Source organism: Gordonia alkaliphila, assembly GCF_023017165.1.
GTDB lineage: Bacteria > Actinomycetota > Actinomycetes > Mycobacteriales > Mycobacteriaceae > Gordonia > Gordonia alkaliphila.
The window spans coordinates 1,644,685-1,664,049 of record NZ_JALKBW010000001.1; the positions used below are offsets into that span (position 1 = coordinate 1,644,685).

General features: G+C 67.3%; 15 protein-coding genes, 5 pseudogenes and 1 riboswitch. Of the genes and pseudogenes, 8 read left to right on the forward strand and 12 right to left on the reverse strand.

Going from position 1 to position 19,365, the window contains the following annotated elements:
* Nucleotides 1-6 precede the first annotated feature (6 nt).
* A pseudogene (locus tag MUG78_RS07390) lies at nucleotides 7-844 on the forward strand (IS1634 family transposase); the annotation flags it as partial.
* Between the two features lie 11 nt (nucleotides 845-855).
* Here MUG78_RS07390 and MUG78_RS07395 read toward each other — a convergent pair.
* Complete coding sequence (locus tag MUG78_RS07395; RefSeq protein ID WP_246993604.1) at nucleotides 856-1,476, reverse strand: transposase family protein; 621 nt, start codon at nucleotides 1,474-1,476, stop codon at nucleotides 856-858.
* A gap of 290 nt (nucleotides 1,477-1,766) precedes the next feature.
* Nucleotides 1,767-2,015 (reverse strand): annotated as a pseudogene (locus MUG78_RS07400) (IS1634 family transposase); the annotation flags it as partial.
* Nucleotides 2,016-2,061: 46 nt separating this feature from the next.
* On the opposite strand from MUG78_RS07400, the gene MUG78_RS18100 reads away from it, so the two are divergent.
* Nucleotides 2,062-2,457, forward strand: coding sequence for an IS5 family transposase (locus tag MUG78_RS18100; protein WP_008382579.1), 396 nt, complete (start codon nucleotides 2,062-2,064; stop codon nucleotides 2,455-2,457).
* Nucleotides 2,444-2,956, forward strand: coding sequence for an IS5 family transposase (locus tag MUG78_RS18105; protein ID WP_075051973.1), 513 nt, complete (start codon nucleotides 2,444-2,446; stop codon nucleotides 2,954-2,956). Before MUG78_RS18100 ends, MUG78_RS18105 begins: the two co-directional genes overlap by 14 nt.
* Here MUG78_RS18105 and MUG78_RS07410 read toward each other — a convergent pair.
* The 7 genes and pseudogenes from MUG78_RS07410 to MUG78_RS07440 all read right to left on the reverse strand — a co-directional run.
* Nucleotides 2,954-3,391, reverse strand: a pseudogene (locus tag MUG78_RS07410) (IS1634 family transposase); the annotation flags it as partial. The gene MUG78_RS18105 and the pseudogene MUG78_RS07410 sit on opposite strands and share 3 nt — an antisense overlap.
* A pseudogene (locus tag MUG78_RS07415) lies at nucleotides 3,381-4,886 on the reverse strand (IS1634 family transposase). The pseudogenes MUG78_RS07410 and MUG78_RS07415, both read right to left, overlap by 11 nt.
* Nucleotides 4,887-4,999: 113 nt before the next feature.
* Nucleotides 5,000-6,022, reverse strand: a pseudogene (locus MUG78_RS07420) (IS1634 family transposase); the annotation flags it as partial.
* Nucleotides 6,023-6,256: 234 nt separating this feature from the next.
* Nucleotides 6,257-7,894 carry an MDR family MFS transporter gene (locus MUG78_RS07425; protein ID WP_246993608.1) on the reverse strand — a complete coding sequence of 546 codons (1,638 nt, stop codon included), beginning with the start codon at nucleotides 7,892-7,894 and terminating at the stop codon, nucleotides 6,257-6,259.
* A 62-nt stretch (nucleotides 7,895-7,956) separates the two neighbouring features.
* Nucleotides 7,957-10,392 carry a serine/threonine-protein kinase gene (locus MUG78_RS07430; protein WP_246993609.1) on the reverse strand — a complete coding sequence of 812 codons (2,436 nt, stop codon included), beginning with the start codon at nucleotides 10,390-10,392 and terminating at the stop codon, nucleotides 7,957-7,959.
* A 4-nt stretch (nucleotides 10,393-10,396) separates the two neighbouring features.
* Nucleotides 10,397-11,374, reverse strand: a complete 978-nt coding sequence (locus tag MUG78_RS07435; RefSeq protein ID WP_246993610.1) for a glutamate ABC transporter substrate-binding protein — start codon at nucleotides 11,372-11,374, stop codon at nucleotides 10,397-10,399.
* Complete coding sequence (locus tag MUG78_RS07440; protein WP_246993611.1) at nucleotides 11,371-12,813, reverse strand: GlnX family signal transduction membrane protein; 1,443 nt, start codon at nucleotides 12,811-12,813, stop codon at nucleotides 11,371-11,373. The genes MUG78_RS07435 and MUG78_RS07440 overlap by 4 nt, the downstream gene beginning before the upstream one ends.
* 97 nt (nucleotides 12,814-12,910) lie before the next feature.
* Here MUG78_RS07440 and MUG78_RS07445 point away from each other — a divergent pair, with 97 nt between their 5' ends.
* A complete protein-coding gene (locus MUG78_RS07445) occupies nucleotides 12,911-13,375 on the forward strand; it encodes an NUDIX hydrolase (RefSeq protein WP_246993612.1) in 465 nt (154 codons plus the stop codon).
* A 50-nt stretch (nucleotides 13,376-13,425) separates the two neighbouring features.
* On the opposite strand, the gene MUG78_RS07450 is transcribed toward MUG78_RS07445, so the two are convergent.
* Nucleotides 13,426-13,806 (reverse strand): 2-isopropylmalate synthase, encoded by a 381-nt coding sequence (locus MUG78_RS07450; RefSeq protein ID WP_246993613.1) that lies wholly within the window; start codon nucleotides 13,804-13,806, stop codon nucleotides 13,426-13,428.
* A 309-nt stretch (nucleotides 13,807-14,115) separates the two neighbouring features.
* On the reverse strand, nucleotides 14,116-14,775 hold the full coding sequence (gene thiE / locus MUG78_RS07455; RefSeq protein ID WP_246993614.1) for a thiamine phosphate synthase: 660 nt from the start codon (nucleotides 14,773-14,775) through the stop codon (nucleotides 14,116-14,118).
* Nucleotides 14,776-14,801: 26 nt separating this feature from the next.
* Nucleotides 14,802-14,916: riboswitch (TPP riboswitch) on the forward strand.
* Here thiE and MUG78_RS07460 point away from each other — a divergent pair.
* The 3 genes from MUG78_RS07460 to MUG78_RS07470 all read left to right on the forward strand — a co-directional run bounded on the left by MUG78_RS07460 (nucleotide 14,884) and on the right by MUG78_RS07470 (nucleotide 17,001).
* The gene (locus MUG78_RS07460) at nucleotides 14,884-15,996 is read left to right on the forward strand and encodes an FAD-dependent oxidoreductase (protein ID WP_246993615.1); all 1,113 of its coding nucleotides are present in this window, start codon (nucleotides 14,884-14,886) and stop codon (nucleotides 15,994-15,996) included. (Overlaps the previous riboswitch by 33 nt.)
* Nucleotides 15,993-16,223 (forward strand): sulfur carrier protein ThiS, encoded by a 231-nt coding sequence (gene thiS / locus MUG78_RS07465; RefSeq protein WP_372493157.1) that lies wholly within the window; start codon nucleotides 15,993-15,995, stop codon nucleotides 16,221-16,223. The genes MUG78_RS07460 and thiS overlap by 4 nt, the downstream gene beginning before the upstream one ends.
* Nucleotides 16,216-17,001, forward strand: a complete 786-nt coding sequence (locus MUG78_RS07470) for a thiazole synthase (protein ID WP_308221341.1) — start codon at nucleotides 16,216-16,218, stop codon at nucleotides 16,999-17,001. The genes thiS and MUG78_RS07470 overlap by 8 nt, the downstream gene beginning before the upstream one ends.
* 109 nt (nucleotides 17,002-17,110) lie before the next feature.
* On the opposite strand, the gene MUG78_RS07475 is transcribed toward MUG78_RS07470, so the two are convergent.
* Complete coding sequence (locus MUG78_RS07475) at nucleotides 17,111-18,070, reverse strand: DMT family transporter (protein WP_246993616.1); 960 nt, start codon at nucleotides 18,068-18,070, stop codon at nucleotides 17,111-17,113.
* Between the two features lie 125 nt (nucleotides 18,071-18,195).
* Between MUG78_RS07475 and MUG78_RS07480 the strand changes: the two genes are divergently transcribed.
* Nucleotides 18,196-19,362, forward strand: coding sequence for an ATP-grasp domain-containing protein (locus MUG78_RS07480; protein ID WP_246993617.1), 1,167 nt, complete (start codon nucleotides 18,196-18,198; stop codon nucleotides 19,360-19,362).
* Nucleotides 19,363-19,365 lie beyond the last annotated feature (3 nt).

Sequence of the window (19,365 nt, forward strand, 5' to 3'; positions counted from 1 at the left end):
TCAGGAGAGCCCAATAAGAGCGAGAAACTCACGATCGTTCCGACCGTCCTGAAGTTCATGGCAGCCCATGACCTCAGCGACGTCACCGTCGTCGCCGACGCTGGCATGATCTCCGCGGAGAACATGAAAGCGATTGAACGAGAGGATCTTTCGTTCATCCTCGGTGAGCGGATGCCGTCGATCCCGTACCAGATCGCCAAGTGGGTCGCCGACCATCCCGATCAGACGCCAGCGGACGGGCTGACCCTGGCCCAGCACCAGCGCGCACACGCGAAGACGAGCTTTCGGCGCAACCGGGTCACCTATTACCGGTATTCGGCCGATCGGGCTCGGCGGAGCCTGCGCGGGATCAACGAACAGATAGGAAAAGCCGAGAAGGCCGTGGAAGGCAAGATTCCGGTCAAGCGGAACCGGTTCGTCACTCTCAAGGGCGCGGACAAGAGCGTCAATCGCGAGTTGGAGACGAAGGCGCGGACGCTGGCCGGGTGGGAAGGCCTACATCACCAACATCGATGGGCCGACTCCGGAGTTCGTGATCGGCGCCTACCATCAGCTGTGGCGGATCGAGAAGAGTTTCCGCATGTCAAAGGGCGATTTGGCGGCGCGGCCGATCTACCACCGGACCGAGGACTCGATCCGTGCGCATTTGGCGATCGTGATGGCAGCACTCGCGGTGACACGGGTGGTCGAGGAACGGACAGGCTGGTCGATCAAGAAGTTCGTGACCACCACCCGCCGCTACCGGACCATCGAGATCCGCGTCGGCGACCAGATCATCACCGCCGCCGACCCACTACCGGACGACCTCGCCGACGTGCTCAGTGCGATCCGAGGTGCGCACTAAATTGATAAAAGTCAGGTCGAGGTGCGGCCGGTGACCTGCCCGAGTAGGCCCTGATCGCCCGCGAGGTCGACGAATCCAGTGTCCCACGGATCTATCCGATACCAGCGGCCATCAGGGTCGCGTTCCCAGCGTGGCCGGCCCCGACGAGTCTCATCGATCCCGAGGACCCGTACTGGTTGCGGCTGCTGCAGAACGCGGTCGGCGACCTCGCAGAACGCGGCATGGGCGGTCGGCCAGGACACCCCATGCGCGGCGGCAACCTCGATGACCGAACGTGCCGCATCTCCGATCGCCAGGCCCATCTGCTCGCGCAGCCGTCCGGTGGTGCGTCGCCTGGCCGGCACCTGATTGATGGCCTCGGTGAACGTGCTCCGCTCGCATGCCTGGTTTCGGCAACGCCAGCGAATCTTGTTCCAGCGCAACAGGATTGGGTCAGGGCCGTACCCGATATCGCGTGGCGTAGTGATTGTCCTTTCCTTCACCGAGGACGATCGATCCCCGCAGTCAGGGCAACACGCCGCGCCCCCATCTGCGGTGACCACATCGACCACCCTGGTGCGATCTGGCCGTCGCTCGACCCCAACGACCTGCACACCTTCCAGACCCAGCAACAACGACGTAGGCTCGGACACGGCCCCTGCCCCTCTTTCGATTCTTGAATGCTTCGCAACATCCAGAATCACGAAGGTCAGGGGCCTTTCACGTCAACGACACGCGACCGCCCTGACCAGGGACTGCCCGTTCAAGATCGAAGAGCCGTCATCAGTGGCGACAATGTGGTGAGTGCTTGACCGGCATCGTCGGGCAGGCGCTGTCGAGGTCGATGGGGTGAGGGCAGTGGGGTTCGCGGTCGGCCGTCGGCCGCGCTAGTCCGGATAAACTGATCCGCGCGGTCACGCACTCAGGCCTGAGTTGGACCTCTTTAGTGCCTGGATTTGAGGGCGTCGAGGATCGCTGTGGCGTCGGCGTCGAGTGGCGTGCGGGCGGTGATTTGGTGGCCGTTGACGTCAACGACGACGGTGTGAATGCGGCGTAGGTGTTGGATGATCTTCTTGATCGAGTAGCCGGTCGCGTTCTGAAGGTCGCGGGCGATCGCGAGGGCGGCGAATACGATGGTCAGGTGGGCTTCGATGGAGTCGCGGCGGCGGTGGAAGATTGGTCGGGCGGCTAGGGCGTGTCTGACAAATCGGCGGGGTGGGATCTGAGAAGCTGGGTTCATGTCGCGGTTTCAGGTGCTCTCGGATGCTCAGTGGTCGTTGATCGAGGGCATGCTGCCGAAGCGGACGGGCCGTAAGGGGCGTCCGTTCTCCGATGCCCGGACGATGGTCGAAGCGATCGTCTACCGGTATCGGTGCGGTATCGCCTGGCGTGATCTGCCGGAGGTGTTCGGGCCGTGGCAGACGGTGTGGACGTGGCATCACCGGATGGCGAAGGCGGGCACCTGGGATCAGGTCCACGCGAAGCTCACTGCCGCCGCTGATGCTGCGGGACTGGTGGATTGGTCGCTGTCGGTGGACTCGACCATCGCTCGCGCCCATCAGCACGCCACGAACACCACGCGCCTCACAGGGGGCTGGATCGAATTACACGAATCCGGGGATCGAGCCGCCTGACCACGCCGTCGGCCGCTCCCGCGGCGGGCTCTCGACGAAGATTCACCAGCTCGTCGACGGCAACGGACTGCCACTGGTCACCTTGCTCACCGCTGGCCAGGCCGGTGACTCGCCGATGTTCCTGCCGCTGATGAGCCAGCTGCGGGTCGGCCGCGAACGAGGCCGGCCACGCACCCGTCCGGACGCGGTCCGCGGCGACAAGGCTTACTCGTCGCGGGCGATCCGGGCCCACCTGCGAGCGCGCGGAATCAAGGCCGTCATCCCCGAGCCCGACGATCAGAAGGGCCACCGCAAGCGGCGCGGTTCCCGCGGCGGCAGACCTGTCGCGCTCGATGTCGCCGACTACAAGAACCGCAGCGTCATCGAACGCCGCTACTGCCACACCAAGCAGTGGCGCGGACTGGCCACCCGTTACGACAAGCACGCCGTCAACTACCGCGCAGCAGTCGTCCTCAACGCCGTGATCGCCTGGTCGAAAGAATTGTCAGACACGCCCTAGGTCGGATTTGGCCATTCGGAATGATTGCTCGACTCTCCAGAGGTCACGGTAGGCGGCCACGATGGTGTGGCCGTCCATGGTCGCTGGGTCGATGTTGGTGACGTAGCCCTTGAACCCGGCAGCGTCACGGGCTCGCGCAACGAGATCCTGATCGACGCCCACTTGTTTTCCCGAGACGGTGACGAATCGCTGTTTCTTCAATGATTCGGATTTGTCGGCGACGCGTTGGGCTCGTGCGACCTGGGCGTTGAGGGTGCGGTTGTCGCGGCGGTAACGCTCGAACGAGTAGTGCCACACCACTCGGCGGTTTCGCTGGTGAGGCTCCTGTCCCATCTGTCGGGTCAACTCGACCACTCCGTCGTCGGGTACGTGGGTGCCCTTGACGCCGAAGTGTTCTTCGAGTTCTTTCCTGACTTTTATCAATTTAGTGCGCACCTCGGATCGCACTGAGCACGTCGGCGAGGTCGTCCGGTAGTGGGTCGGCGGCGGTGATGATCTGGTCGCCGACGCGGATCTCGATGGTCCGGTAGCGGCGGGTGGTGGTCACGAACTTCTTGATCGACCAGCCTGTCCGTTCCTCGACCACCCGTGTCACCGCGAGTGCTGCCATCACGATCGCCAAATGCGCACGGATCGAGTCCTCGGTCCGGTGGTAGATCGGCCGCGCCGCCAAATCGCCCTTTGACATGCGGAAACTCTTCTCGATCCGCCACAGCTGATGGTAGGCGCCGATCACGAACTCCGGAGTCGGCCCATCGATGTTGGTGATGTAGGCCTTCCACCCGGCCAGCGTCCGCGCCTTCGTCTCCAACTCGCGATTGACGCTCTTGTCCGCGCCCTTGAGAGTGACGAACCGGTTCCGCTTGACCGGAATCTTGCCTTCCACGGCCTTCTCGGCTTTTCCTATCTGTTCGTTGATCCCGCGCAGGCTCCGCCGAGCCCGATCGGCCGAATACCGGTAATCAGGTGACCGGTTGCGCCGAAAGCTCGTCTTCGCGTGTGCGCGCTGGTGCTGGGCCAGGGTTCAGCCCGTCCGCTGGCGTCTGATCGGGATGGTCGGCGACCACTTGGCGATCTGGTACGGGATCGACGGCATCCGCTCACCGAGGATGAACGAAAGATCCTCTCGTTCAATCGCTTTCATGTTCTCCGCGGAGATCATGCCAGCGTCGGCGACGACGGTGACGTCGCTGAGGTCATGGGCTGCCATGAACTTCAGGACGGTCGGAACGATCGTGAGTTTCTCGCTCTTATTGCCCTCGAACGCCTCGATCAACAGCGGGAAACCAGTGGCGTCGGTGAGCATCCCCACGGTGATCTGCGGCTCGAGACGACGTTCTTTCGAGAATCCGGGTTCGCGGAATCCATCGGCCTTGTCCGTCTCGAAGTACAGCGTCGTCACGTCGTACAACACGAGCGTCGTAGGCCCCAGGCCTGCATGCTTGGCACACGCGGCAGCGAGATTCTGTCGCCAGGTGTCGGTGGCGTAGATCGGCAGGCGACGGTTCATCGTCGGATACGACATTGCCGGCACACCAACTTCCTCGAGGACACGGATCGAGTCGAGTTTGCTGGTGGGCTCAATGATCCGCGCCAACACCAGGTCGCGGAAAACCGGATCACCGCCGGTCGCGTCGTCGAAGCCGAGTTCGCGGTAGAGGTACTCGAGTCCATCCCACAGGTGCCCCATCCGTGAGGACTGGATCGGTAACGGCTCCGCTGAAGCCGGCACGACATCCGCAATGCCTAGGTCCAACTCGCCCTGACCTGCAGCAAGACGCCGCGCAGCCACGGCCTTGAGCGCGGCGTACTCGTCGTCGGTGTGCGCTGACCCGATGTGCTCGATCGACCGCGACCCCTTCCGCGAACCGTGAACGATCTGGACTGCTCGCGCTCCCGAAGCGGTCTTCACGGTCCGAACGTAGGCCATCCACCCACCCTATCGGCGATCCTTAGTGCACAAATCCAGCCCGAAACAGCTCTAAACCCGCAGGTCGCAACAAGCAAAGTCCAATATGTCCGAGTCGGTGATAAAAGTCAGGCGACCTGGGCGTTGAGGGTTCGGTTGTCGCGGCGGTAACGCTCGAACGAGTAGTGCCACACCACTCGGCGGTTTCGCTGGTGAGGCCCCTGTCCCATCTGTCGGGTCAACTCGACCACTCCGTCGTCGGGTACGTGGGTGCCCTTGACGCCGAAGTGTTCTTCGAGTTCTTTGGGTGCTTTGGAGGTACGCGAGGCGACGATGAACTCCAGGCCGGCGTCCTCGAGAGCATTGAGGTTGGCCGCCGACAGCATGCCGGCATCGGCGACGACGATCATGTTCTTGATGCTGTGGCGTGTCTGGAAGCCTGTGACAACAGGGATCAGTGTCGTGGTCTCGGCCTTGTTGCCCTCGAAAACATGCACGTCTAGGGGGAATCCGTCACGGGCCACGAGCAGGCCGACGGTGATTTGTGGGTCGACCCGGCGTTCCTTGCTCATTCCGACTTTGCGGAGACGATCTTCGTACTCGGCTTCGAAGTACAGGGTGGTCAGATCGTAGAGAACGACCGCGACACCAGGGCCGCCGTCGGCGGTCACGTGCGCCCAGCATGCTGCGGCGATCTGGGAACGGTAGTCACGTTCAACGCAGCGGGCCAGCGCGCGTTTGATACTGGACAGGTGCGGGGCGGTCACGCCTAGCTCGGCAACGACGCCGATCGTGTCGAGTTTGCTCGTCGGTTCCACGAGCCGCGCTGCCACCAAAGTGCGGAAGGTGTCGTCGCCGACCTGATCGAAGCCCAGGCGCGCATAGGCGTCGGTGAGCGTATTCCAGAGCAGCTCACTGCGGTGCGCGGCAATAATTGCGTCGGTGCCACCGGCCGCTGGCTGCCCGAAACCCAGTCCGATCTCTTCTTGACCTGCATTGATCTTGTTTTTCGCGGTAGCGATCAGCGCCGCCAACTCGTCCTCGGAATGGGCCGACCCGAGGTGCTCGAGGATCTTGCGGCGACCGTGAACGGTCTGGGCGATCTGGACCGCGGTCGCCCCCGAAGCCGTCTTCACCTTACGAACATACGGAGGCACCCACCGAACATACCCGACCATTTAGTGCCCGAAACTGACCACCCGAACAGCCCTGGCCTGCACCGATCCAAGAACCGCCCCCGAAAATCAGCTCAGGAGGTCCAACTCAGGTCAGGTCAGGCGGCAGTGCACGACAAATGCTGCCGTGACGGGCAAAGGCGGCAGCCGGGGCTGCCGCCTTTGGGTCGGGTGACGCGGGTGTTGGTCGGTGCCGCGAACGGCGGACGAGCGACGTTAGGAGACGGGGGCGGGGGCCGCGTCCTTGAAGGGGGCATCGGGTTCGTCCACCTGACCCTTGGCGACGAGGCCGGCCTGGGTGGAGAGGGCCTTGTTGCGCAGGAACAGCGAGAGGATGAAGCCGATCGCGGCGATGGGCACCAGGAACCAGAAGGTGGGGGCCATGGCGTTGACGTAGGCGTCGACCACCTGCGTGTGCAGGGGCTCGGGCAGGTTCTTGACCACGGTGGGGGTGAGGTCGCCGTCGAGCAGCCCCTTGGGCAGGTCCTCCGGCGGGATCTTGTCCATCACGTCGTGCAGGTTGGTGGTCAGTCTGCTGGTGAACAGGGTGCCGAAGATCGAGGTGCCGACGGCCGCGCCGATCTCGCGCAGGAAGTTGTTCGTGGAGGTCGCGGTACCGACTTCGCTCGGATCCACGGCGTTCTGCACGGCGATGACGATGGTCTGGATCACCAGGCCCATGCCGAAGCCGAGGACGAAGATCATGGCGCCGAAGAGGATCATCGACATGCTGCCGGTGAGTCGGGTGAGCCAGGCGATGCCCGCGGTGGTGATCGCCATACCCATGATCGGGTAGATCCGGTACTTGCCGGTCTTGGTGATCAACAGACCGGAGACCACGGCGGTCAGCATGACGCCGGCGGTCATCGGCAACATGAGCAGACCCGAATCGGTGGGGCCGGCGCCGCGGGCCATCTGCAGGAAGGTCGGCAGGTAGCTCAGGGCCGCGAACATCGTGATGCCCAGGATCAGCGCGACGAGGACCGAGACGGTGAACACCGAACTGCGGAACAGGCGCAGCGGCACGAGGGGCTCGTCGACGCGGGTTTCGACCAGGATGAACAGGCCGAAGGCGACGATGGTGGCCACCAGCAGGGCGCCGAGCCACGGGTTGGACCAGTCGTACTTGCCGCTCGGGGCCACGCTGGTCCAGCTGGTCAGGAAGACGATGCCCGACGTGAACAGGGTCAGCAGGATGGTGCCCCACCAGTCGAACGGCCGCGTGGACTTCTGCATCGGCAGCTTCAGCGCGAAGAACGCCACCACCAGCGCGGTGAGGCCGATCGGCACGTTCAGCCAGAAGCACCAGCGCCAGCCCGGGCCCTCGGTGAAGTAGCCGCCCAGCAGCGGACCGGCCACCGAGGCGACACCGAAGATGGCGCCCATCGGGCCCATGTACTTACCGCGATCGCGCGCCGAGACGATGTCGGCGATGATCGCCTGCGACAGGATCACCAGGCCGCCGGCGCCCAGGCCTTGGAAGGTGCGGGCCGCGACCAGGATCCAGAACGATCCGGCCAGGGCCGACGCCAACGAACCGATCACGAAGATCGTGATGGCGAACAGGAACGGCCAACGACGACCGTAGAGGTCGCCGATCTTGCCGTAGATCGGCATCACGATGGCGATGGCCAGTAGGTACGAGGTGATGATCCAGCCCTCGTGCGCCACCGCGCCCAGGTCGCCGACGATGGTCGGCAGCGCGGTGCTGACCACCGACTGGTCCATCGACGACAGGAACATCGCGGCCATCAAGGCCGCGTAGATGATGTAGACCAGGCGGCGATTGATCTCGACGGTGGGCCTTTCGTCTGCGGCCGAGTCAGCGGTCGCAGCGGAGGGAGCGTCAGTCACGATGCTCACCATATCGCCGGACGTGTGATCGGGCGTACTGTCCGATATTTCCGGCTGCAGCCTCAGAACAGGGTGGCGGGGCGAACCAGATTCGCGAGGTCTACCAGGAGGAATCGGTGGGCCCGGTTGTCCCGGGTACGGCGGGCCAGCTCGCGCAGCGACCGCTCGGTCCCGGCCCGCAGACCGTGCTCGGTGAACGGGAAGCCGAGGAAGTCGTCGGGGGAGTCGCCGTCGTTCTCCTCCGCTTCGATCTGCTCGCGGTGCGTGTCGATCCAGCCCAGCGTGGTGCCCAGGACGATCAGCCGCAGACGCCCGAGCCGCCGGTCCTCGTCGTGCAGCTGCGCCAGCCGGTCGGCCGCCTCGAACAATTCCTCACGCGCCACCTCGCTCGGCGGCCGGCCGTGCACCAGGCAGAGGATCGCGCTCTCCTGCGCCACCCCGTAGTGGCGGCTGGTGGTGGGCACTTCGTCGAGCGGTTCGATGGCTTCCAAGTGGCGGCCGTCGGCGATCAACATGCGCGCGAGGCCGAAAGCCGCGGTGACGATCGAATGATCGGTCAGCCACAGGTCGTGGTAGTGGTGCCGAGCGATGTCGTACCAGTGCTCGATCTGAGCGATCTGCTCGTTGGAGGTGTCGTCCTGCTCGGACAGCCAGTAGCCGATCAGCTCGGCGGTCCCGGCCACCGCCAGCTTCGGCGCCACCTCGCCGGGCAGCGCTTCCAGCACGGTCTGAAAGCGTTCGTAGGCGAGTTCGGCGTCGCCGTCCTTCAACGCGTACATGCCGAGATACCAGTGCAGCCGCCACGACTCGCCGTGGTTCCGCGAGACCTCGTCGAGCAGTCGTTGCGCGATCATGAGGTTGCCCAGTTCCAGGTGGGCACGCGCCTCCGCGAGATCCACTTCCGGTGACGGATGCTGCGGCGGCTCGGCGCAGGACGATTCGGTGGAACCGGCGGGCATGCCGGGGAAGCCCTCGGCCCGGGCCACCTGGATGCTGTCGAGCGCCTGCCGCGGGTAACTCAGCGCGGCCGAGCTGAGCAGGCCGGCGGCCGGATCCTCGGGGTCGACGAGCGGCACGGGCAGGGCGCGAGCGATGTCGGCCGGGTCGGGTTCGGCGGCCTGACTCGGGTCGAAGAAGCCGTCGATCGGTCGCAGGATCAGGTTGGTGCCGAAGGTGGAGCGCTGCGGGGTGAAGACCTTCGACATCGCCGGCCGGGGCACGCCGGTGTGGAGTGCGACGGTCTCCCGCAGGACCGCCATGACCTGCGTGGTCATTTCCTCGGTGGACTCGAAACGCTCGGCCGGATCAGGCGAGGTGGCCCGCTGCAGCAGGTAGTAGTACGACGGATTGGCGGCCAGCAGCTCGGTGGTCTCCGGGTCGGGCAGCCCGTCGTCGTACCGCCCCTGCGTCATCGGCAGGTCCAGGGTCAGCGCGGCCAGCGTGCGACCGATGCTGTAGATGTCGGTGACCACCTGCGGTCCGGTCTCCACGATCTCCGGCGCCTGGAAACCGGGGGTGCCGTACAGGTGCCCGTAGCCGTTGATGGTCGACACCGCACCCATGTCGATCAGCTTCACCTCGTCACTGGTGATCATGATGTTGTCCGGCTTGACGTCGTTGTAGGCCAAGCCGAGCGAATGCAGATGCCCGACGGCCGAGAGCACCTCGAGGATGTAGGCCATCGCCTGCTCGATGGGCAGATTCACCTTGGCGCCGTCGGGCCCGGTGGTGAGCTGCTTGAGCGTGTGACCGCCCACGTACTCCATGACGATGTAGCCGAGCTGCCGATCCTCGGAGTCGGTGTACTCGACGAAGTTGTAGATCTTGACCACGCCGGGGTCGTTCACCGAGGCCAGGAACTGTCGTTCCGCGATCGCGACGGCGCGGGCCGCCGAATCCGACGAATTCAGCAGGCCCTTGAGGACGACGGGGCGGTCGGACACGTTGTGGTCGACGGCCAGATAGATCCACCCCATGCCGCCGTGCGCGATGGCGCCGGCGATCTCGTACTGGTCGGCCACCATGGTGCCGCGTTGGAGACCGGGCACGAACGAGTAGCGGGAACCGCAGTGCGGGCAGTACCCCGACAGTGGGCCCTTGTGGGGGCCGGAGCTGCGGCCGACCGGTTTGCCGCAGTTCCAACAGAACCGCTTGCTCTCCACGATGACCGGATTCGACAGCACCGCGTCGTCCGGATCGATGTCCTGCAGCGGCGGCAGCTGCACCAGGTCGCTGCCGAGACGGCGGTCGTGCACGGGGAAGGCGCCGCGGCGCGGTCGGCGCAGCGTGGGCGACGACGGGCGATCCTCGAAGAGGCTGCCGCTCGGCGTCGCCTGGGTCGGCAGATGGTCGTCATCGTCGTAGTCGTCGAGGGAGAACGGGACGGCGGCTTGGGTGCGGGCGGTCTCGTGCGAGTACGACTGCTCGTCGTCTACCTGGTCGTCGAGCTGCTGCCCGTCGAGGTGCTGCTCGTCGAGATCCGGGTCGGAATCGGTCACGGCATCAGTCCCGGTAGGAGACGGCCGGAGGGGACGATGGACCCAGCACCGACAGCCATTGGTCGTAGGCGCGTTGCCAACTGCCGTCGGCCCTGCGCTGCTCCAAGACGCCGTTCACGAATCGCACCATATCGTTCTCGCCCTGCGGAATGCCCACGCCGTAATACTCGGTACCGATCGGGTCGCCGACGATACGGACCCACGGGTCCTGGGCCGCGATTCCGGACAGGATGGGGGCGTCGCCGACGACGGCGTCCACCTGGCCCTGCTGCATGAGGACCAGGCAGTCGGCCCACGTGTTGGTGCTGACCATCTGCGCGCTGGGCACCCGGTTCTGGATCCGGCTGACGGCGGTGGAGTTCCGGGTGGCGCACACCGACTTGTGCGCCAGTCCCGCGACGGTCTCGATGCCGGAGTTGCGGTACACCAGGATCCGCTGCGAGGCCACGTAGTACGGGGCGGAGAAGTCGATTCTCTGGCGGCGCTCGCAGGTGATGCTCAGGGATTTGAGGACCACGTCGACGTCGCCGCCGCGCAGTGCTTCCACCCGGTCGCCGGCCGACAGGATCCGATACTCGACGCGGACGTCGCCGAAGATCGCATCGGAGATCCAGTGGGCGACGTCGATGTCGAAGCCCTCGATGTCGCCGGAGATCGGATTGCGGAAGCTGAGCGGGTTGCTGCCGATGTCGGTGCCCACCACGAGTCGGCCGCGGGCGGCGATCCGGGCCATCGTCGATCCGCGCGGCATCTGCCCCGGATCGGGCATGGGTGAGAGCGGACGCAGGCTGGTGGTGGCATCGCAGGACTGCGCGTCGGTGCCCTCGACCGGCTGCACCCCGAACGACGCGCCCGGCGGGATGGGGAGTTCGGCGCTGGTCGTGGGCGGATCGTTCGCTGCGAGTTCCTGCGTCGAACAGCCGGTGAGGGCCAGCATCAGGGCCATCACCACCGCGGCCGAGGCCCGCACGCCCGTTCTCATCGGTACTCCCGAATACGTGCCACCAGGCCGCCGATCACCGCGATGCCGGCCACCACGCACAGCCAGCCGATGACCGTTCCGGTGTAGCCGAGGAGTTTCTGGGCGGTGTTGATGTTGTTCCGGAACGTGTCGCGGGCTTCGTCGATCGCCGACAGCAGCGAGGTGTTGACCTGCTCGTATCCGGAGGCCGTGCTGATGTCGCCGGTGCCGATGGTCAGGGCGCGGGCGGCGTTGAAATCGCCGGCGGCCAGCCGCTGCGTCACCTCCCGATGCGCGCGCTCCCAGAGGACGAGCGAGTCCTGCACCTGCTTCAGGGGCGTCACGATGTCGGAATCGTCGTGGTCGGCGAGCAGGTTCGCGGTGGTGCCGCGGATCTGATTGATCGCGGAATTGAAGTCGCGGTCCAGCTGCCCCGGATCGCCGCGCCGGACCAGGCTCAGGGTCTCCACCGAGCGGGCCTGCTGGGTGAGGATGCGCATGGTGGTGAGCTCGTGCAGCGGTTCCGCGCCCGACGTCTTGGCCGTGTTGGCGGCGGCCACCGAGGCCAGGCCCGTCCCCAACAGCCAGACGGTGCCGAAGCCGAGGGCGACGAGGGCGGCGACCAGGCCGAGGTTGAAGTGGCGCCGGGTGCGTCGGGCGAGGTAGCGGCCGGAGATCACCAGCATGGCGATGGTGGTGAACAGTGCGACGTACACGCCCCACGGCGGCACGGTGAGGGTGCGCTGCGGCTCGGAGATGGCGGCCGACCGCTGGTTGTACAGCCGTTCGGCGGCGGGCAGGATATTGCCCTGCATGATGGCCGAGGCCTGCACGAGGTAGGCCGATCCGACCGGATTGCCCAGGCGATTATTGGTGCGGGCGGTCTCGATCACGCCCGTGTACGACGGGATCTGCACGGCCATCGTGTCCAGGTCGTCGCGCACCGAGACGCCCGCGGAGGGTCCGGTCGTCGCGCCGAGGTCGCCGCCGTCGGCCGAGGCGACCAGCGCGGTGCCCGAACTCGCGATCGCGTCGGCGTACTGGTGGCGCAGGTCCGGCGACTCCCGGCCGCCCGAGATGAACGCCGAGTTCGCGGCCGCGTCGGCCACCGACAGCGAGCTGTACAACACCTCCGCCGCCTCGGCGAGCGGCTCGCTGCTTTCGATCAGCGATTCCATCGTCGCGCTGCGCTGGTTCAGGTTCGACGACGCGTAGAAACCGGTGAGGGCGCACGCGAGGACCATCGCGAACATGATCACGCCGAGCTTCCCCGGGGTGGTCAAGGCGTAGAACTTGAACGCGGTGATCGGCGAGCTCACCCGATCGCGGGTCATCGCAGCGATTTCGCGGCGGTCGGCGATCACCTGCCGCAGGCGCGGATTGGCCTGCGTGCTCTCCGGCAACACCCGGCGACCGGCATGCGTCAGCGCACTGCGTACTGACGTGTCTTGGCCGCTCACGAATGGGTGCCTTTCTGTCGTGTCACAACCCTAGTCGGCGAACGGCCTGTGTCACTGCGGCACCCGGTACGGTGGGTCTGGAAAGAGAGGTCGGCGCGTGCGCGGAGATGGCGACGGTTGGGTGTTCGACCCCGACGGTGCTCGGTACTGGGGTCGGCACGGAGCGGCGGGGTTGCTGCTGTGTACCCGCCTGCCCGACGGTGGACTCGGCGTGCTGCTGCAGCATCGCGCGGTTTGGTCGCACCAGGGCGGCACCTGGGGTCTGCCGGGCGGCGCCCGGGACTCGCACGAGTCGGCGGTGGACGCCGCGGTCCGGGAAGCCCATGAGGAAGCCGGGATCGACGAGTCCGCGATCGAGGTGCTCGAGACCGAGGTGACCCACGAGGCGGTCAGCGGCTGGACCTACACCACCGTGCTGGCCCGGGTCGCCGAACCGATCGCCACCGTCGCCAACGGCGAGTCCGCGGAATTGCGGTGGGTGGACGAGACGGACGTCGAACACCTGCCGCTGCACCCCGGCTTCGGTCACGCCTGGCCGACGCTGCGTAAACGATTGCGCTGACGCGGCGGGGTAAACGATTGCGCTGACGCGGCGGGGCAAACGTCTGCGGGTCAGGCGGCCTGCAGGCGGCCGGTGAGCTGATTGGCCGCGGCGATCAGGGCGTGGACGGTGGCCTCGTCGCCGGTGGCGGCGCGACCGTACGACCAGCAGCGTTCGCCGTCGCGCAGGCACTGCAGATACGCGGTGACCTCGGCGCCGTCGTTCTGGTGGTACAGCCCGACGATCTCGACGCCCAGGCCCAGGCCGTAGAGCATCTCGCTCATCGCGCCGATCGTGCCGTGGGCGCTGGTCTCCAGGTGCAGTTCCCGCTGGTCGACGATCAGGGTGGCCCGGCAGCGGACGGTGTCACCGACCTCGGTGTGAATCTGCAAGTGCTGCAAGGTGATCGAGCCGGACGGGGCGAAGGCGCTCGCGAAGCGCTCGGCGCTCATGCGCGCGGCCCCCGCGGGAAACCAGCGCGGCGGGCGGGGACGGAAGTTGTGGGTCCTCGGTGAGCTGTCGTGGTGTTCACGAGTACAGCTTTGACGAGCGTTCAGAATTATGGGCATCGTGACGATTCATTTCAGTCGACAGGGAGATGACCGACGAAAGATGGTGGAAAGCACGACGACCCGCAGCGGGGGGTCGGTCGAATCAGACCCCGCTGCGGCGGGTTACGAGAAGCTTGTGCCACGACATGATGCCGTTCAGCCTACCCGGATCCGACGGTTCTGCAACCGAGTAGGGCCGCCGCTCGGCGACTACCGGGCGGCGCGCAAGGCACGGGCCGCAGCGGTCGGATCCGCCGCAGCGGTGAGCGCACGGACCACCACGATGCGGGAGGCGCCGGCCGCAGCGGTCTCCGGGACACGCGCCAGATCGATGCCGCCGATGGCGAACCACGGCTTGTCGGTGCCGGTGGCGGCGGTCGCGCGCACCAGGTCGAGGCCGGTGGCGGTGCGCCCGGGTTTGGTGGGCGTGGACCAGCAGGGGCCGGTGCAGAAGTAGTCGACTGCGTCGTCGGCCACCGCGGCTCGCATCTGCTCCTCGTCGTGCGTGGAGCGACCGATGATCATGTCGGCGCCGACGATGCCTCGCGCGGTGGTCGGCGGCAGATCGCCCTGGCCCAGGTGCAAGACGTCGGCCTCGGCGGCGGCGGCGATGTCGGCGCGATCGTTGACGGCCAGTAGCGCACCGGCCGCACGGGTCAGCTCGCGCAGCGCAGCGAGCAATTCCAGTTCCTGCGCGGCTTCGAGTGTGCCGAACTGCTGGGCGCCCGGCGATCCCTTGTCGCGCAGTTGCACGATGTCGACGCCGCCGGCCAGGGCCGCCGCGACGAACTCTTGGAGGTCCCCGCGCTCGCGGCGGGCATCGGTGCATAGGTACAGCCGGGCGTCGGCCAAGCGGCGGCGGAGATCCATGCCGCCAACGGTAGGCTAGGGGCACACGAACACGACACGGGTGCCCGGGGGACCGCCGGGCTGAGATCGCGGAATCGCCTCCGCGGACCGTCACACCTGATCCGGGTAATGCCGGCGAAGGAAGGTCCACCAGTGCGGAAAGATTCCAGCGCGGCGCCGCTGTTGGCGGTGGTCGGCGGCGGTGCCGTCGGCCTCATCTGTGCCCTCGCGGCCGTCGACGACGGATGGCGGGTGCGCGTGTACGACGCGGGGCCGCGGCGGCGTGCCGCGCAGGTGGCGGGCGGAATGCTCGGCTGCCTCGGAGAGGCCCGGCCCGGCGAGCCGGAACTCCTCGCCGCCTCCGCCCGATCGGTGGCGCACTGGCCCGCGTTGCTGCGGCGCCTGGGCGATCCGTCCGTGGCCGCCGCCGAGCACACGCTGCTGGTGGCCGGGGACGCCGCCGATCGCGCCTACCTGGACGAGGCGATGACCTTCGCGCGCGAAGCGCTTCCGGACGCTGCGGTCGAGGAGCTCTCGGCAGCCGCGTTGCGCGGCCTGGAACTGGGCGTCGCGCGGCTTCCGATCGGGGGTTATCGGCTGGCGAGCGAGGGCGCGGTGGACAACCGGCGCCTGTTGGCCGCGCTGCGGGCGGCGCTTACCGCGGCGGGTGCCGAACTGATCGACGCGCGCGTCACCGACCTGGCGGACGTGGCGGCCGACGAGACCCTGGTGGCGGCAGGCGTGGACAGCGGCGCCGTGCTGCCGGGCGGGCTCGACGGCCTGCGCGGCGAGAAGGGCGAGGTCCTGCGGCTGCGGCGCACCCCATGGTCGGTGGCCCCGCCGCAGCATGTGATTCGGGCGCGCTGGCGCGGGCGCAACGTCTACCTGGTGCCGCGTGCGGACGGCGTCGTCGTCGGCGCCACCCAGTACGAGGCGCTCGACGGCCAGGACCGCGGCCCGCAGGTGGGCGGTGTCGCCGACCTGCTGGCCGATGCGTGCGAGGTGTACCCGGGCCTGCGCACCTACGAACTGGCCGAGGTCGCGGCCGGGATCCGTCCGATGTCGGCGGACGGCCTGCCCCTCGTCCGGCGCGTCGACGAGGGCGTCCTGGTGGCCGCTGGTCACGGCCGCAACGGCATCGCCCTGTCGCCGGGGACCGCCCGGCGGGTACGTGGACTGTTGGGCGCCGGTGCTCATGGAGAACGAGCACGGTCCCACCGAGAAGAGAGGAGCGCGCCATGAGCGTGCCGCACCCGACCCCATCGGAAGCATTGGAGCTGACGGTCAACGGAGACGCGCTGACCCTGCCGGCGGACCTGGACGTGGTCGGATTACTGGCCCACCTGGATCTGCCGGACAGCGGTGTCGCCGTGGCGATCGACGGCGTGGTCCGCCCGCAGTCGCGCTGGAGCGAACCGATCGCCGACGGCGCGGTGGTCGACGTTCTGACGGCGGTGCAGGGTGGCTGAGCTCGGCGTCGTCGAATCGGTCGACGACCCGTTGGTCATCGCCGGACGCACGTTCGCCGCGCGTCTGATCATGGGGACCGGTGGCGCCCCGAATCTGGCGGTGCTGGAGGCCGCGCTCACCGCCTCGGGGACCGAGCTGACCACGGTCGCCATGCGGCGGGTCAGCCCCGGTGGCGGGACCGGCATGCTCGACCTGTTGCGGCGCTTGGGGATCGACGTGCTGCCGAACACCGCCGGGTGTCACACGGCCGCCGAAGCGCTGCTGGTGGCCCAGCTCGCGCGGGAGGCCACCGGGACCGACCTGATCAAGCTGGAGGTGGTGGCCGACGACCACACGCTGCTGCCGGATCCCCTGGAACTGGTCGACGCCGCCGCCGCCATGGTGGCCGACGGGTTCTCCGTGCTGGCCTACACCAACGACGACCCGGTGCTGGCCCGCAAGCTCGAGGACACCGGGGTGGCCGCGGTGATGCCGCTCGGCTCGCCGATCGGTACCGGCCTGGGCATCTCGAACCCGCACAACATCGAGATGATCGTGGCCCGAGCGGGCGTCCCGGTGGTGCTCGACGCCGGGATCGGCACGGCCAGCGATGCCGCGCTCGCGATGGAATTGGGTTGCGACGCAGTGCTTCTCGCGACCGCCGTGACCCGGGCCCACGACCCGGTGACGATGGCCCGCGCCATGTCGCACGCGGTGCGGGCCGGACGACTCGCCGCCGGTGCGGGCCGGATCCCGAAGCGCTTCTGGGCGCAGGCGTCGTCGCCCACCACTCCCTGACGCGAACCCTGCTGGCCGAGTCGCGACCCTGTTCGCGCCTCGCTCCGCGAGCCCGAAAAGCGACTTGGGAACGGGGTCGCGACACGCGGGAAGGGGCCGGAGGGCGAGATCAGACGGTGGGCGGGTCGGCGCGGCCGCGCCGCCAGCCGCCGATCTCCTCCGGTGCTTCGCCGAAGTGATCGGGGTCGCCGCTGCCGTACCAGGCGACGAGGATCGCGCCGACCACCGCGCCGATGAAACCGGCGACGGCCAGCCAGCCGAGCCCGGCTTGGGCGTGGTCGCCGAGGAAGAGGACGCCGATGATGCTCGGCCCCGCCGTCTCGCCGACCACCAGCACGGCGGTCACGCCGTTGACCGCGCCCACCTGCAGCGCCACCGTCTGAATGTAGAAGCCGCTGGCACCGGCCACGGCGATCGCCCAGGCGCCAGGGTCGGTGAGCAGCGCCACCGCGTCGAACGGGGCCACGCCGTCGAGCACGCGCACGGCCATCGCGATGATGCCGAACTGCAGGCCGCCGGCGAAGCCGCCGACCACCGGTGCGAACTTGCCGAACTTGTACACGCCCCACAGGCCGATGGCCCCGACGACGAAAGCCGCGGCCAGCAGCCCCCAGTGGAAGGAGCGTGCCGCGTGGTCCTCGGCGTGCGGAGCCGAGGAGATGCCGAGCAGGCACAGGGAGAGGACCACCATCCAGATGGCCACCCAGTCGCGCGTGTGCAGCGTGATATTGAGCATGAACGTGGCCACGAGAGCGGTGACCACCAGGTTGGCCGAGACGATCGACTGCGCCAGGAACAGGGGCAGGAAGCGCGCGGCGATCGCTCCGCCGGCGAAGCCGATCACCACCATCACGGTGCCCAGAATGAAGGCCGGGTCGCCCAGGGTGGCTACCGTCGACGACATGGTCGGCGGTGCGGACGGGTCCGTGGACGGCGGCGGTGCGCCCTCGTTCTCGGCGGCCTCGCGCTCGGCGACAGCGACCCGCCGGGCGCCCAACGCGCGCAGGACGGTCGACATGCCGTAGGCGACGGCCGCCATCATTCCTGCGATGATGCCGATTACGTACAACGTCGGATCCTTTGGCTCGCAGGTGAGTTCGGCTGCCGACGGGATGGGGCTCGCTGCGGGAGCAGATTTCGGCTGCCTGAGAACGTTATCAGGCGACCGTGGTATGAGCGGTTACGCTAGCGGTCGTGGACCAAGGTAAGCGTAAGCACATTCTGATCACATTCGGGCGGTCGTTCCTGACGCTGAACTTGGCGCGACTGCTCGCGGCGGCGGGGCATCGGGTGAGTACGGCCGACAGCGTGCCCATCGCGGTGAGCCGGTTCTCCACGGCGGTCACGGGCTTCCATCGTGTCAGTCCGCCGAAGTACAAGCCGCAGGAATACTGCCGTCAGATCGCTGCCATCGTCGAGTCCGAGGGCATCGACATGGTCATCCCGATTCACGAGGAGACCGACATCCTGGCCATGATGGCCGGGCTGTTCCCCCCGTCGTGCGAGCTGTTCCTGTCCGATTTCGCTCTGGAAGATGCGCTGCACAACAAGCTGAAATTCCAGGAACTGCTGGTCGAGATGGGTGTGGAGACGCTCAAGTTCGCCTCGATCACCGGCCCGGACGACATCGCCGCGCTCGATTTCAACACGCCGTTCGCCGTGAAACAAGCCTATTCGCGGGGATCGCAGAACGTGATCAAGGCTTACCCGGGCGACCGGCTGGAGCAGTTGACGTTCGACCCGACCAATCCGTGGATCGCCCAGGAGTGGCTGGAGGGCGACCGGTACTGCACCTACTCGATCTGCCGGGACGGCGAGGTCTACGCGCACGCGACCTACCCGGTGCGGTACGCGATCGGCGGATCGTCGTGCCTGACCTTCGAGCAGGTACCGCATGCCGGGATCGAGGAGTGGGTTCGCGACGTGATCAAGCGCTCCGGCTTCACCGGTCACATCGGCTTCGACTTCATCGATCACCCCGAGCGCGGTCTGGTGACCATCGAAGCCAACCCGCGGGCCACCAGCGGCATCATGATGTTCACGCCGGAGGACCACGTCGACCGGGCCTTCTTCGGCGAGAACGACGAAGTGATCGAGCCGCCGACCGGGCGGGTGCGCATGATCGGCATCGGGATGGCACTCTACGGCTGGCGCAAGGACTCCTTGCCGGGCAACAACTTTCGGCAGTTCTTCCGGGACTTCCGGGCAGCCGACGATGTGATCGCGGAGAAGGGCGACATGGGTCCGGCCGTGATGCTGGTGCCCGCGTACTCGAACATTCTGCGGCACAGTCTCCGCTACCGGGTGGGGCTGGCCGGCGGCTTCATGCACGACCACGAATGGGACGGGCACCAGATCTGAGCG